The organism is Acidobacteriota bacterium, from assembly GCA_039030395.1.
Taxonomy (GTDB): domain Bacteria; phylum Acidobacteriota; class Thermoanaerobaculia; order Multivoradales; family JBCCEF01; genus JBCCEF01.
In genome coordinates, this window is the sequence record JBCCEF010000033.1 from 1 (window position 1) to 14,863 (window position 14,863).

The window sequence follows — 14,863 nt, forward strand, 5'->3', positions numbered from 1 at the left end:
CTGCCGCGGCGCTCGACGCGCAGTGGGAGGAGCTTCAGCAGGCGAAGGCCTCGCTGGACGACAAGCGCGCCGAGCTCGCTGCCGCTCGCGAGGCGGCCGAGGCCGCGATGGAAGAGGCCGCGGAAGAGGTCGAGGGTGAGGCTGCCGGGGCCGGCAATGCCGCCGCGGACACCCTGGCTGCCCTCGAAACGGCGGTCGGAGAAGCGACCGACTCCTTCAACGAACAGTTGGTGAATTTCATCAACAGCGACCCGCCGATCGAAGGCGAACCGCGCAGCGAGCGCCAGAACGCCGCCTTCGCGATGAAGAGCGACGAGGACATCATGGTCGCTCAGGAGTACATCGACGATGGCGGCGACTACAAGCGCGCCATCAACATCTACCAGCAGGCCTTGATGGTGGATCCGGACAACGAGCGTCTCCAGTCGCTGTTGGCCGAGGCCGAAGGTTTGCGCTTCATGACCGAGGAGCGCTTCGCCCAGGCCAAGAAAGGCATGACCGAGGACGAGGTGCGCGAGGCTCTCGGCCCGGTCAACGTGCGCAACGTCCGCGAGTACGAAGACAAGGGCGCGACCGCCTGGTTCTATCCGACCGCCGAGAACGGCGCGGCGGCGGCGGTGTGGTACCGCCAGCAGGGTGGCGAGCTGAAGGTCTACGATCTGGACTTCGACTTTATCAAGCCGCAGGAGGAGGGGGCGTAGGCTTCGGCTGCGAACCCGCTTTGCCTGGCTTGACGAGCCCGTTGAGATAGGCCAGAATCGAGGGCTCCGTCGTAGGTTCGGCTGCGACGAAATTTGTCAGCGGTGCATACGAACCACGACGACACCGAACGAAAAGAGGTGATGAGTCCATGCCGGTTGTGCAAGTCAGAGAGGACGAGAGCTTCGAGAACGCTCTGCGTCGCTTCAAGCGCAAGGTTGAGAAGTCCGGGATCCTGACGGAGCTGCGAAAACGCCAGCACTTCGAGAAGCCTTCGGTCAAGCGGAAGCGCAAGGCCGTTCAGGCACGCAAGAAGATGCTTCGCAAGCTGTCCGAGGAGCGGCGTCAGGGCTTGGCCTGACGACGTGGCCTCGGGAGCATGTCGCTGCGGCGGCAGGCTCGTTGAAGAACGGGAGCGGGGCGATATGCCCACGCTCCCGTTTCTCGTTTAGCCCTTCCTTCTCGTCAAGATTCTGCTGCGAGGACGTATGCACCAGCATCTGCTGTGTCTTTCGGTCCTCCGCTCCTCAACGTACTGCAAGTACGCCTACGTCGCTTCGGAACTCGACTTCCTTGCAGCTGCTAGCGCCTACGTCCTCTCGCGACGAACTCGATGAGAAGAAAGGGCTAATGATCGTTTCTTCGTCCGACTGTTTTTGACTCATTCACTGGTTGTCCAGAATCCCCGGGAAATATCGCCTTTGACCCAGCCGGAAGATCTAGAACCCAGCGTCGCCTCGCCGGCGACTCTCGAAGCGGTCGAGCTACCGAGCTTGTTGCGTCTGGTCGCCGAATTGGCGGCGACGGACAGCGGGCGGCGCCGGTTGCTGGAGCTTCGCCCCACCGGTGATCGCGAGATGCTCGCTGACCGGCGGCAGGCCTTCGAGGATGCCCGCCGCCTGCTCGCGGAGCGCCGGTTGGTGCCCTTCCTCGATCTCTCCGTCGAAGATCTACTGGAGCGCCTGCGAACGGATATTCCGCCTTTCGGGGGCGAAGAGCTGGTCGACTTGGCGGACGTCCTGCGGGCGGCCGTCGAGGCGGCGGAGCGCATTCGCGCCGCCGATCCACCGCTTGCCGCCTTCCGCGGGCGGGCCGAGGAGTTGGAAGACCTCTCCTCGCTGGTGCGCGATGTCCACGCCAAGCTCGACAAGAAGGGCGCCGTGCGGGACGACGCCAGCCCGCAGCTGACCCGCCTGCGCCAGCAGATTCGCGGCGCCCGCGACCAGGTCTACAACCAGCTCGGCACCTACGTCGGAGACCACGACGACCACCTGAGCGAGTCGACGGTGCCGATGCGCGGCGGGCGCCTGGTGGTGATGCTGCAGGCCGGCTCCCGGGGCCGCTTGCCGGGGCTGGTGCACGGCCGCTCGGGCTCCGGCAGGAGCTTCTACTTCGAGCCCCTGGAGGTGGTCGAGGCGAACAATACCTTGCAGCAGGCGGTGGAGGACGAAGAGGAAGAGCGCGCCCGCATTCTGCGCGACCTGCTGGCCGAGGCGCGCCGTCGGCGGCCGGCGGTGGAGGCCCACGCCGCCCTGTTGACGGACCTCGATGTGCAGCAGGCGGCGTTCCGATTCGCCGAGCAGGTGGAGGGCCGGTTGGTCGATCTCGCTGAGCGCCACGATCTCCACCTCGCCGGCGCCCGTCACCCGCTGCTCGATCCGCGCTTGGCGGAACTGCGCGAGCGAGCCCTCGGTCAGGCCGGCCACGGGGGCGAGGTGGTGCCTCTGGAGCTGACAATGTCGCCGGAGCTGCGGTCGTTGGTGCTCACCGGTCCCAACGCCGGCGGCAAGACCGTCGCTCTGAAGACCTTGGGTCTCCTGGTGTTGGCGAACCAGTGCGCCTTGCCGGTGCCGGCGGCTAGCGGCAGTCGCTTGCCGGTGCTCCGCCGGGTGGTTGCCACGGTCGGCGACGAGCAGGATCTGATGCGCGACCGGTCGACCTTCAGCGGCCGTCTCCTGCGTCTCGAAGAGGCCTGGCAGGCGGCGTCGCCGGACAGCCTGCTGCTGCTCGACGAACTGGGCTCCGGAACCGATCCGGCGGAGGGCTCCGCCCTCTCTACGGCGCTGCTCGAAGGTGTGACTCGGGCCGGCAGCCTGGCGCTGGTCACCACCCACCTGGCGCCGGTGGCGGCGGAGGCGATGGAGTTGGAGGGCGCCGGCTGCGCGGCGATGGAGTTCGACGGCGAGACCGGCCAACCGACCTTCCGCCTGCGTCCGGGTCCGCCCGGCGGCAGCGAAGCTCTAGCCCTCGCCCGGCGCCTCGGGCTGCCGGCGGAATGGCTCGACCGGGCCGAAGCGCGCCTCGATCCGGAGCATCGCGATCTGCGGCGGCTGATCGCCGAGATGGAGACCTTGAAGCGCGAAGCGGAAGAGGCGCGGGACGAGGCGCGTCAGCGGTCCGACGAGGTGGCGGCGGAGCGCCAGGCCCTCGAAGAGGCGCGTCTCAGCCTGGAAGCGGAGCGCAGAGGAGTCGCCAGGCGTTCCCGGGCGGAGCTGGAGGACTTTCGCCGCGAGACCCTCGCCAACCTGCGCCGCGAAACGGAGACCATTCGCCAACAGTTCGAAGCCGGGCGCCGCAAGAATCTGGAGGTCGAGGCGACCCAGCGGCTGTTCGAAGACGCGCCGGAGATCGAGGTCCCGCCATCCGGTGACGGCGCCGCGCCGGAGGTCGGCGACACGGTGCGCCACACCGCCTTCGGCTGGCAGGGCGTGCTGGAGAAGTTGAGCGGCGACCGGGCGGAGTTGAGCGTCAAGGGTAAGCGGGTGCGGTGTCGCCTCAAAGAGTTGGAGCGGGTGGCGCCGAAGAAGTCCCCGAAGAAGTTGAGGGGGCTGCGCAAGAGAACCGCCGCGGCCGGCGGCGCCTCGGATTTCGCCGGGTCGGAGGTCAACGGTGAATTGAAGCTTCTCGGGAGCCGCGTCGAGCCGGCCCTGGAAGAGCTGGATCGCTACCTCGATCGCGCCCTCCTCGCCGGCCGCAGTGAGGTGCGCATCGTTCACGGCCACGGCACCGGCCGGCTACGCGACGCCGTCCGAGAGCATCTGCGGCGCCATCCGGCGGTCAACGGGCAGCGCTCCGGCGGCCGGCGCGAGGGCGGCGACGGCGCCACCGTGGCCGTGCTGCGGGGGGCCTGAGCGGGTGGCCTTCGGCAACATCGACTTGACGCCGCAGCTCGTGCAGGCGGTGCGCGACGCCATCGACATTGTCGACATTGCCGCCGACCACACTCGCTTGACCCCCAAAGGGCAGCGCCACGAAGGCCTTTGTCCGCTGCACAAAGAAAAGACTCCATCCTTCAGCGTCGACCCGGATCGTGGGCTCTACTACTGCTTTGGCTGCGGCGCCGGTGGCGACGCGATCAAGCTGCACATGGAGTTGTCCGGCGATGACTTCCCGGCGGCCATCGAGTCTCTGGCGCTGCGCTACGGCGTGCCGATCACCGCCCGCAAGAATCGCCGCCGCAAGGGCGACGAAGCGGACATCGAGGGCGCCCTGGCGGCGGCCGAGGAGTTCTTCCGGGACCGCCTGATGAAATCGAAGGCGGCCTATGAGTACTTGCGGCGGCGGCGTATTCCGGAGGAGCTGATCGAGCGCTTCGGCCTGGGCTATGCGCCGGACGGCTGGCAGCACATGCTCGATGCCCTGCGCGGCAAGGTGGGGGCGAAGGACCTGATCGCCGCCGGTCTCGCCGGCCGGTCGAAGAAGAGCGGCGACCTGTATGATCGCTTCCGCCACCGGCTGATGTTCCCCATCCACAACACTTCCGGCCGGCTAGTGGGTTTCGGCGGCCGCACCCTGGGGGACGACAAGGCCAAGTACATCAACACTCGCGAGACGGACCGCTTCCACAAAGGTACCCTCCTGTACGGCCTGTTCCAGGCGCGCCGGGCGGCCCGGGAGACCGGGCGGGTGGTGTTGACGGAGGGCTACTTCGACGTCATCGCCGCCGCCGCCGCCGGCTTCGATGCCTCGGTGGCGAGCATGGGCACCTCCCTCACCGCCGATCAAGCGCACTTGATCGGACGCTTCGCCGAAGAAGTGGTGATCGGCTACGACGGCGATCGGGCCGGCGAGGAGGCCTTCCGCCGCTCGTTGCCGATCCTGCTGGCGGAGGGCCTGGCGGTCTACCGGGCTTCCTTCGGCGAAGGGCACGATCCGGATTCCCTGCGCCTCGCAGACGGGGAAAAGGCGGTCGCCCGGGCGATCGATCACGCGCCGGACGGCATTCTGGCGGAGATCGAGCGCCTGACGCCGCCGGGGGTCACCGGGGAGCCCCAGGCTCAGGCCCGGGCGGCTCGCGAAGTGGTCACTCTGCTGCGCCCGATCCCCGACGCGGTGCTGCGCTACGGCTACCTCAATCGCGCCGCCGGGCGGCTGGACCTACCCGTCGAGGTGCTGGGAAAGGGGCAGGTCGAAGCATCGCGGGAAGCCCGCTTTCGCTCCGGTCCACAGCCGCAGGAACGAGAGGGGGAGCGCCCGCTGGCGCCGCCGGGGCCGGTTCGCAGTACCGAAGAACGCGTGCTGCGCCAGCTCCTGAGCGGCGAGTCGGAGATCCCGTCCGCCGAGGCGCTGCCGCCGCCGGAAGTTTTCCTCGATCCCCAATGTAGGAATATTTTCCGTGTTTTCTGCACTCTATATAGAGAGAACGGCGAGGCACCGGCCTCCGATGCCGTTCTGGCGGGACTTCAAGGTCCCGCTAGGGGACAAGGAACGGGAGAAGTTGACCGTTTCGCACTGGTTTTGTTACAAACGTCGTTTGGCTCCGAAGGTCCCGGACTCGAAGAGTCCTTGGGACTTTTGACGCGTCGATGGCGCCAAGGGCGTCTCAAAGAGCTTGCGCGAGAAATCCAGGAGGCCCAAAAAGCGGCTGACGCGGAACGCCTCGACCGTCTCGTGAGGGAGAAAACGGAGCTCAGCCATCTCGTACATGGCGGCCGGCCCTGAAGGGTGGTCGCCGGCACCGTCTGCCGACGCGCTCGCTGCGCTCGCCATTGGCCGCCCGAGCGTTGTGTTTGGTAGCGGCCTTCGATTTGAGGGAATCTTATGGGCACAAGGAAATCCAACGGAGGCGGCAAGTCGGCCAACGTTGAGGACCGCCATGCATCGGTGAGGCAGCTCATCGAACTCGGTCGTGAGAAGGGCTACCTGCTCTACGACGAGATCTACGAGATGCTGCCGGAAGAAGTGGTGGCGCTGCCGGACGAGCTGGACGAAGTGTACGTGCGCTTCACCGCCTTCGGGATCGACGTCATCGACCGGCCCGAGCGTTACCAGAACCGCGAGGACATCGAGTCCGGCTCGACGGAGTTCGAGAAGAAGGACGACGATTCTCCGGAATACGGCCTGACGGTCCACGAGAAGACCAACGACCCGGTCCGCATGTACCTGCGGGAAATGGGCACCGTGCCGCTCCTCGACCGTGAGGGCGAGGTGGAGATCGCCCAGCGCATCGAAATGGGTGAGTGGCTGATCTACGAGGCGCTGTGCGAGAACGATCTGGTGCTCGGCGAGCTGCTGCGTTTGAACGAGCTGGCCCAGAAGGACAAGCGGGTGCTCCAGGAGCTGATGGCCCTGGCGCCGGACGAGCCGCTCGATGCCAAGGCCGCGGACCGCATCAAGAAGAACCTCAAGGTCTTCGAGCAGATCGCTGTCGACGACAAGGAGATCAAGGATCTGCGCAAGCGTCAGCGGCGCTGCAAGGACGGCAGCGACAAGTTCCTGGAGATCGACCGCCAGATCGACCGGGTGGTGGCGCGCATCGCCAAGGCCATTCGCTCGATCGACTTCAGCGTGCAGGCGCGCAACCGCATGGTCGATTATTTGAAGGGCATCGACAAGCAGTTCTCCCGTTTTGAGCAGGACATCAAGCGCGCCCAGAAGGCCTTGAAGCGCGAGTCCAACGAGGAACTGCAGGCGCTGCACCGTCGCCGCATCGATAAGTACCGCGGCAAACTGCGGGAGATCGAGGAGCGCTACGGCACCACCCACGCGGAGATCGGCAACACCATCAAGAAGATCCGCAAGGGCGAGGACATCTGCGAGCAGGCGAAGGAAGAGCTGATCGTCGCCAACTTGCGGCTGGTGGTCTCCATCGCCAAGAAGTACACCAACCGCGGCCTGCAGTTTCTGGATCTCATCCAGGAGGGCAACATCGGGCTGATGAAGGCGGTGGAGAAATTCGAGTACCGCCGGGGCTACAAGTTCTCGACCTATGCGACCTGGTGGATTCGCCAGGCCATCACCCGGGCGATCGCCGACCAGGCGCGGACCATACGCATCCCGGTCCACATGATCGAGACCATCAACAAGCTTACCCGCACCAGCCGCTCGTTGGTGCAGGAGCTGGGCCGCGAGCCCACCGCCGAGGAGATCGGCGAGCGCATGGACCTGCCGGCCTCGAAGGTGCGCAAGATCATGAAGATCGCCCAAGAGCCAATCTCGCTGGAAACCCCGATCGGCGAAGAGGAAGATTCGCACCTCGGCGACTTCATCGAAGACAAGAACGCCGTGTCGCCCATCGACTCGGTGATCTTCGGCAATCTGAAGGACCAGACCCGCGGCGTGTTGAAGACCCTGACTCCGCGCGAAGAGCTGGTCTTGAAGATGCGCTTCGGGGTGGGCGAGGGATCCGAGCACACGCTCGAAGAGGTGGGCCGGTCCTTCAACGTCACCCGCGAGCGGATCCGGCAGATCGAGTCCAAGGCGCTGCGCAAGCTGCGGCATCCGAGCCGCTCCGGCAAGCTCAAGCCCTTCCTCGACAACGCCCTGCAGCAGTAGGGAGCGCTAGCAGGCTGCTGACGACGCGCTTCGCGCATGATTTCAGCAGCGCTGCTAGATGTTTTTCCAGGGGGCTAGGCGCCCCGCCCGCGGTCCGCCCCTCGTCTGAAAAGACTCGTCTTTTCAGGCTCACCCCGGTCTCCGGCGCCTATAGCGTCGCCTCGCCCCTCGGGCTCGGAGCGCCGCTCCGTTCCCCCTCGGACGAATTTGACAGATCCCCTCGTGAAGGCCTAAAATTCGCGGCTCGGGCGCGTTGTACTCAAGCCCATACTCCTGGGTAGCTCAGCGGTAGAGCGGTCGGCTGTTAACCGATTGGTCGGGGGTTCAAATCCCTCCCCAGGAGCCATTTCTTTTCCCCAGCGGTGCCCAGCCTCTCCCCCCTCTCCGAGGCTCGAAGCCGTCGCTTTAGCACCCCGGAGGTTGCCGCGATGTTCGAAATCATCGATCACGACTCGATTCGGGAACTGCGCCTGGCGCGACCGCCGGTCAACGCCCTCAGTCCCGAGCTGATCGCCGGCCTGCGCAAGGCGATCGAGGACGCTCCCGGCATGGGGGTGGAAGCGATCATGCTGTCCGGCCGCCCGGGGATGTTCTCCGCCGGTCTCGACGTGCCGCTGCTGCTGGGTCTGGATCGCGACGCCATCGCGCCGTTCCTCGAGAACCTCTTCGGCCTGATGCGGGCCATCGCCCTGTCGCCGGTGCCGGTGGCGGCGGCGGTGACCGGGCACAGCCCGGCCGGTGGCGCCATCATGGCGATCTTCTGCGACTATCGGGTGATGGCCGAGGGCTCCTACAAGATCGGTTTCAACGAGGTGGAGGTCGGTTTGCCGGTGCCCGGCGTCGTGTACACCGCTCTCGCCCGCCGCGTCGGCGCTCGGCACGCCGAGCGCTTGTGTTTGCACGGATCCCTGATCTCCGCCGACGAAGCCTTCAAGCTGGGCTTTGTCGACGAGCTGACGGTGGCGGAAAAGGTCGCAGACCGTGCGCTGCACTGGTGCCGGCAACTGCTGGCGCTGCCTCCGGCGGCGGTCCAGAAGACTCGAGAGGTCACCCGGGCGGACCTCCATCGAGCCTTCGACGAGCTGGAATTCCAGCTCGACTCCTTTGTCGAAGCCTGGTTCAGCGACGAAACCCAGGGAGCGATGCGGGCGCTAGTCGAGCGCCTGGCGGCGCGCTAGCCAGAGAGGGCGGCCTCGGAAGAATCAATGGCCTCAGAATCGAAACCCACAAGATCGAACTCATGACCAGCGAAATCCTAGAAACCTCCGCGCCGACGGCTCCCGAACGGAGCGGCGCCGACTATGTGTTGAGCCGTGAGAGCGTGCTGCGGGACTACCGTATTTGCGTCCGCAGCCGCGAAGCCAGTCTGCTCGGGCGCAAGGAAGTACTCACCGGCAAGGCCAAGTTCGGGATTTTCGGCGACGGTAAAGAAGTACCTCAGGTGGCTCTCGCCCGCGCCTTCCAGCACGGCGACTTTCGCTCCGGCTACTACCGCGACCAGACGATGATGATGGCCCTGGGATTGCTCTCCGTCGAGGAGATGTTCGCTCAGCTCTATGCCGACACGGACCTGGAGCGCGAACCGGCCTCGGCGGGGCGGCAGATGAACGGCCACTTCGCCACCCGCAGCCTCGATGCGGCGGGCCGCTGGCGGCCGCTGACGGAGCAGTTCAACTCCTCCGCCGACGTGTCTCCCACCGGCTCGCAGATGCCCCGCCTCCTGGGCCTGGCCTATGCCTCCAACCTGTACCGGGAACTGGACGGTTTGCAGGAGGGCTTCGAGGGTTTCTCGCGCAACGGCGACGAGATCGCCTTCGGCACCATCGGCAACGCCTCCTGCGCCGAGGGAATGGTGTGGGAGACGATCAATGCCGCCGGCGTGCTCGGGGCGCCGATGCTGCTCTCGATCTGGGACGACGGCTACGGCATTTCCGTGCCCAATGACTTCCAGATCACCAAGGACAACGTGTCCGAGATGCTGTCCGGCTTCCGCCGCTCGAGAAGTGCGGATGGGGGAAAAGACGACCGCGGCTTTGACCTCTACACGGTGCCCGGTTGGGACTACCCACAACTGTGCGATACCTACCTGGCGGCGGCGGAAATCGTCCGGCTGGAGCACGTGCCGGCGATCGTCCATGTCACGGAGCTGACCCAGCCGCAGGGCCACTCCACCTCCGGCAGTCACGAGCGCTACAAGTCCGCCGAGCGGCTCGCCTGGGAGCGCGAGAACGACTGCCTGGTGCGCATGCGCGTCTGGCTGCTCGATCGAGGATTGGCCGAAGACGGCGAGCTGCACGCCCTGGAGCAGGAGGAGCGTTCCGGGGTCAAAGAAGCCCAGCAGGCGGCTTGGCAGGCTTACCGGCAGGCGATCGACGACGAGCGCAAGGTCGTCGTCGGGCTGTTCGAGGATCTCGCCGGCACCACCGCGGCGGCCGACCGCATCCGCGAAACCGCCGCGAGGCTGACGCGCAAATCGGCGCCCTTCCGCCGCGATCTGCTGGCCGCGGCGCACGATGTGCTGCTGGCGGTGCGGGACGAAGAAAGCCCTGCGCGGCGCGCCCTGATCGACTGGAAAACTGACCAGAAGCCCCTCCACCGCGAGCGCTATTCCTCCAACCTCTACAGCGAAACGGGGCGCTCCGCCCTCGCCGTGCCGGTGGTGGCGCCGGAGTACGCTGTCGACGCCCCGCGCAAGAAGGGCTTCGAGATCCTGAACGCCTGCTTCGAGGCGGCCCTCGAACGGTGCCCGGAACTGGTCGCCTTCGGCGAGGATCTCGGGTACCTGGGCGACGTCAACCAGGGCTTCACCGGTTTGCAGGAAATCTTCGGGCCTTTGCGGGTGGCGGATACCGGCATCCGCGAATGCACCATCCTCGGCCAGGCCATCGGTATGGCGATGCGGGGCTTGCGGCCGCTGGCGGAAATCCAGTATCTCGACTACGTGCTCTACGCTCTGCAGATCATGTCCGACGATCTGGCGACGGTGCGCTGGCGTACCCACGGCGGCCAGATGGCACCGGTGATCGTGCGCAGCCGCGGCCACCGGTTGGAGGGCGTATGGCACTCCGGCTCGCCGATGGCGGGCATCCTCAACCTGGTGCGCGGCATGTACATCTGCGTGCCTCGGGACATGACCCGCGCCGCCGGCATGTACAACACCCTGCTCCAGTCGGACGATCCGGCCCTGGTGATCGAGGTGTTGAACGGCTACCGCAGTAAGGAAACCCTGCCGTCGAACCTCGCCGAGATGACCGTGCCGCTGGGCGTGCCGGAGGTGCTGCGTGAGGGGACCGATGTCACCCTGGTGACCTACGGCGCCAACTGCCGCATCGCCCAGGATGCCGCCGAGCAGCTCGCCGAGGTGGGCATCGAGGTCGAGATCATCGACGTGCAGACCCTCTTACCCTTCGACCGCGAGAGCCGCATTCTCGAATCCCTCAAGAAGACCCATCGGGTGCTCTTCCTGGACGAGGACGTGCCCGGCGGTGCCTCCGCCTTCATGATGCAGCAGGTGCTCGAAGAGCAGGGCGGCTGGGACTGGCTCGACGCCGGCCCCCGCACCTTGACCGCCCATCCCCACCGGCCGGCCTACGGCTCCGACGGTGACTACTTCTCCAAGCCCAACCGAGAAGACATCTTCGACGCCGTCTACCGCCTGATGCACGAAGGCGCCCCGCAAAAGTTCCCGCTGTTTTACGAGTAGGTGCGGCCGGGTCGACCGGCCCCAAATACGAAAAACGCCCCCTCCGAAGAGGGGGCGTTGGTGTTTCAGCCCAGCGCTAGCGCCGGAACTACTCGACGGAAGAACTCCAGGCCAGAATGTCGCCGGACTCGAAGCCGTCGGCGAAGATCGGCGGCGCGGTGACGCTGTAGCCGCAGCCCTGGAAGACGCCGACGATCGCGTCGATGTCTGCCTGGTCGAAGCCGAGGTCCGCCGCCGCCTGCACCACCGCTGCGGCGGCATCGTCCTGGTTGGTGCCGTTGTTGGTGGCCTTCAGGCCCTCCCAGTGGGCGGTCACGGAGAGGTCGCGGCCGATGGCGTCCCACACATCCATGTTGCAGGAGGACCAGAACTGGCCCTGGGTGTGAATGCCGCCGGAGAGGTCCTGCGGGTAGGTGCGGGTGTCGTTCCAGTCGGACCGGCGGCCGCCCCAGAAGGCGTTGTGGCCGTCCCACGAAAAGACGTGGTCGTAGCCATCGTCGGCCGGATCCCAAAAGCCGAAGAAGCGGCTGTACTCGGCGGCGACGTAGTCGCCGATACCTTCGGACAAACCCTCGACCTGCGACAGGCCGCCGACGGTGGCCCAGTCGTGCAGACCGTGGCCGAGTTCGTGGATCACCACGTCGGCGTCCTCGGCGTCGTCCACGCCGCCCTCACCGAACTGCAGCCGGCCGGTGCCGGAGGAGTAGGACGAGTTGTCGGCACCGTTGAAGCCGTGCGGGTCGAACTGCACGCCACCCGGATACTGGTAAGGCTCGATGTTCAAGCCCAGAGTGTCGTTCAGATAGCGCATGTAGACGTCGATGTGGAAGTAGGTGTTCGCCGCTTCGAAGCCGTCCTGCTCACGGGTGAAGGCGAAGTCCGAGCTGGCTTGGGTGAAAAGGCCCTTGAAGGGCGAGGCCCAGTCGGTGATCTCGGCCCAGGGGCCCACCAGGCTGTGGGTGCCGGAGTCGAGGGTGATGTCCTGCAGGGTGCGGCTGAAGATTTCCGCCAGCAGTTGCGCGGTGTCGGCGTCGTTGCCGTCCACGTAGCCGGTGTCACCGTAGGTGGCGGTGGCGGAGGTCAGCGGGTCCGGTTCGAACACGTCGCCGGTGCCGTCCACGGAAGTGGAGCCGCCGTAGGCCATCTTGTCCTGCACCCGGAAGATCTCGCCGGTGTGGGCGTCCACCAGCACCTCCCAGTCACCGATCGGGGCGACCTTGGGGCTCGAGTAGATGCGGTGGGCCAAACGTCCCGCCGTCGCGCCCGGGTAGATCACCAGCGAAGCGCGGTCGAAGTGGAAGCCGCCCCTCGCATTCAGGTAGTCGTGGGCGATGGTGCGCGCCTGCTCCGCGGAGACGGTAGGCGCCGTCGTGTCCACGTCCACACCCTTCTTGTAGGTGTTCATCACGAAGGTCACGCGATCGTCGTTGTTGATCTTGATGGTGACCTCTCCGCCGTAGACGGGCACGCCGTCATATTGCTGGCGGTAGCGCACCACGTGGCCGGAAAGAGCTTCCTGGGTGGCGTGGTGCTTGAGGTCGTTCAGGCTCGGATCGTTCAGCTTGAGCAGTCCCTCGGCCGCTCGCAGGTACTGCTTCGCCATCTCCTCCGGAGCGGCGTGGTCGGCCTTGAAGTTCTGATGGTAGAGAGCGACCGGTACGCCGGTGGCGAGATCCACCCGCTCATTGCCGATCTTCTGGGTCGCCGCCGGAGCGGCGATGCCCATTTCGAGATCGCGATTGTGGGTCGGCGCTTTGGCGCCGAAGGCGGGCACGGCGACGACCGCCAACAGGGCGATCGCGACGGTGACGCGTTTGAAACTCAACATGCTTCGTATCTCCTTGGTTCTTGAGCCGGGTACGAGCGGATGGATAGGTTCTGCGAATAGAGTTTCGAGAACCGAAATCATCGGGTCGAGTCGAAACGGTCCGGGGACCGAGTTCCCAACATCGCGCTGACCGCTTCGAGGGTCAAAAAGTATAGCAGGTAGTTAATCAGACGGTGAGGAAACTAAGTCTCCACTTTGGAATGGGTGGTCCGAGACCACTCCTCCAGGGATTTCCACCGTCGGCCGATCCGCTCTTCGGCCTCCGTCAACAGCTCCCGCAGTCCCTGCCGCTCGAGGGCGCTGATGGCGACGCCCCGATACCGGTGGGCGAGGGCCGCCGCCGTCTCCCGGGGCAGGCGATCGCACTGGTTCAGCACCACCAGGCGCTCCACTTCGCCGAGGCCGAGTTCCTCCACCAGGCCTTCCACCGCCGCCAGCTTGTCGTCCAGGCGCGGGTCGGCGGCATCGGCGACGTGCAGCAGGAGATCGGCCTCGGCCAGTTCTTCCAGGGTGGCGTGGAACGCCGCCACCAGATCCTTCGGCAGATCCGACAGAAATCCCACCGTGTCGGTGACAATCACCTCCCCTTCGCGTGGGAAACGCAGCCGCCGGCTGGTGGGATCGAGGGTCACGAAGAGCTGGTCGGCGGCCTGGATGCGGCTGTCCGTCAGGGCGTTCAGCAGAGTGCTCTTGCCGGCATTGGTGTAACCGATGATCGACAACACCGGGAGCCGCTGGCGGCGTCGCCGCTGGCGCCGCAGGTCGCGCTGCCGGGCGAGGGCGGCCACTCGCTTCTCGAGGGCGCCGATGCGGTCGCGAATGCGCCGCCGGCTCACCTCGAGCACCGTTTCGCCGGGTCCCCGGCCGCCGATGCCGCCGACCTGGCGAGAGCGGCCGGCCTCGCTGCCTGAGAGCCTGGGCAGGGAATACTTGAGCTGCGCCAGTTCCACCTGCAGCTTGCCGTCGCTACTCCGCGCCCGCTGGGCGAAGATGTCGAGGATGAGCTGGGTACGGTCCACCGAGCGCAGTCCCGTGGCCTCCTCGAAGGCCCGCGCCTGGGCCGGTTGCAGATCGACGTCGAAGATCGCCACCTCGGCCCCCTGGCGCATGCCCTGAAGCACAATCTCCCGCAGCTTGCCGCGTCCCACCACGGTGCGTGGGTGGAGCTTGCGCCGCCGCTGGCGGGTGATGCCGCTCACCGCCACGCCGGCCGAACGCACCAGTTCCAGGGTTTCCGCGAAGCGATCGTCGTCCGGATCCAGGCCCACCACCAGGGCGGCTTCCCGGCCGACCAGGGCGGCATCGTCGGCGGTGCGGGCGAGTTCCTCTTCGAGGGCCCGCATGGTGGCGTCGGCATCCAGCTCGAGGCGGTGAACGTCCGGCGCCTCGATCCGGTGAAAGGAATCCTCCCAGGCAGCCTCCTCGGCCGGCGGCGCCGCGGAGAGATGCGCCACCTCCAGGCGGCCGGCATCGCCCTCCGGCAGCGCTTCGATCATCGCCACCATGTCGAGCCGTAGGAGGGCGAGGTCGTTGAGGTCGTCTTCGCTCAAGCCCTCGCCGCGCAGGTGGGTGTGGACCAACCGCAAGCCTCGGAACCGTCGCCCGCCGCCGCGCAGCCGGCCGACATCCGGTAGCTGGAGCTGGAAGGCGTCGCCCACCATCACGTTGCGGATGGACCCTTCCCGGGTGATCAGCACGCCGACCTGACGGCCGAGGTCTCGCGACACGGCGGCCAGGTGCCGGGCAAGTTCCGGCGACACGACTTCCCGGGGCGAAACCCTGCGCCGCCAGGTGCGTTCCAGGGCCCGGCGCTGGGATGCCTTGATGCCTTTGAGGTCGCCGAAAAGGGGTTGGGAGAT

Annotated in this window: 9 protein-coding genes and 1 tRNA gene; 8 read left to right on the top strand and 2 right to left on the bottom strand. The window is 66.5% G+C overall.

Annotated features, from left to right (window positions below; all coding sequences use genetic code 11):
• From AAF481_19350 to AAF481_19385, 8 genes are all read left to right on the top strand, one after another.
• The coding region (locus tag AAF481_19350; protein MEM7483326.1) for a hypothetical protein at positions 1–701 on the top strand (701 nt) is incomplete at its 5' end.
• 149 nt (positions 702–850) lie between these two features.
• Positions 851–1,060, top strand: coding sequence for a 30S ribosomal protein S21 (rpsU, locus tag AAF481_19355; protein ID MEM7483327.1), 210 nt, complete (start codon positions 851–853; stop codon positions 1,058–1,060).
• Positions 1,061–1,400: 340 nt separating this feature from the next.
• Complete coding sequence (locus AAF481_19360; GenBank protein MEM7483328.1) at positions 1,401–3,830, top strand: Smr/MutS family protein; 2,430 nt, start codon at positions 1,401–1,403, stop codon at positions 3,828–3,830.
• 4 nt (positions 3,831–3,834) lie between these two features.
• A complete protein-coding gene (dnaG, locus tag AAF481_19365) occupies positions 3,835–5,640 on the top strand; it encodes a DNA primase (GenBank protein ID MEM7483329.1) in 1,806 nt (601 codons plus the stop codon).
• 99 nt (positions 5,641–5,739) lie between these two features.
• Complete coding sequence (rpoD, locus tag AAF481_19370) at positions 5,740–7,473, top strand: RNA polymerase sigma factor RpoD (protein MEM7483330.1); 1,734 nt, start codon at positions 5,740–5,742, stop codon at positions 7,471–7,473.
• Between the two features lie 271 nt (positions 7,474–7,744).
• Positions 7,745–7,819: transfer RNA gene (locus tag AAF481_19375), tRNA-Asn, on the top strand.
• Positions 7,820–7,901: 82 nt separating this feature from the next.
• The gene (locus tag AAF481_19380) at positions 7,902–8,651 is read left to right on the top strand and encodes an enoyl-CoA hydratase/isomerase family protein (protein MEM7483331.1); all 750 of its coding nucleotides are present in this window, start codon (positions 7,902–7,904) and stop codon (positions 8,649–8,651) included.
• 62 nt (positions 8,652–8,713) lie between these two features.
• Positions 8,714–11,176, top strand: coding sequence for a thiamine pyrophosphate-dependent enzyme (locus AAF481_19385; GenBank protein ID MEM7483332.1), 2,463 nt, complete (start codon positions 8,714–8,716; stop codon positions 11,174–11,176).
• 88 nt (positions 11,177–11,264) lie between these two features.
• On the opposite strand, the gene AAF481_19390 is transcribed toward AAF481_19385, so the two are convergent.
• Together AAF481_19390 and hflX are read right to left on the bottom strand one after the other, a co-directional pair.
• Entirely contained in the window at positions 11,265–13,004 is a 1,740-nt protein-coding gene (locus AAF481_19390; GenBank protein MEM7483333.1) for a peptidase, read from the bottom strand.
• A gap of 182 nt (positions 13,005–13,186) precedes the next feature.
• Entirely contained in the window at positions 13,187–14,764 is a 1,578-nt protein-coding gene (hflX, locus tag AAF481_19395; GenBank protein ID MEM7483334.1) for a GTPase HflX, read from the bottom strand.
• Positions 14,765–14,863: the final 99 nt, after the last annotated feature.

Bases quoted from the DNA above. Each gene is read 5' to 3' on its own strand.
- AAF481_19380 (MEM7483331.1), top strand. From the start codon at position 7,902: ATGTTCGAAATCATCGATCACGACTCGATTCGGGAACTGCGCCTGGCG.
- AAF481_19385 (MEM7483332.1), top strand. From the start codon at position 8,714: ATGACCAGCGAAATCCTAGAAACCTCCGCGCCGACGGCTCCCGAACGG.
- AAF481_19390 (MEM7483333.1), bottom strand. From the start codon at position 13,004: ATGTTGAGTTTCAAACGCGTCACCGTCGCGATCGCCCTGTTGGCGGTC.
- rpsU (MEM7483327.1), top strand. From the start codon at position 851: ATGCCGGTTGTGCAAGTCAGAGAGGACGAGAGCTTCGAGAACGCTCTG.
- rpoD (MEM7483330.1), top strand. From the start codon at position 5,740: ATGGGCACAAGGAAATCCAACGGAGGCGGCAAGTCGGCCAACGTTGAG.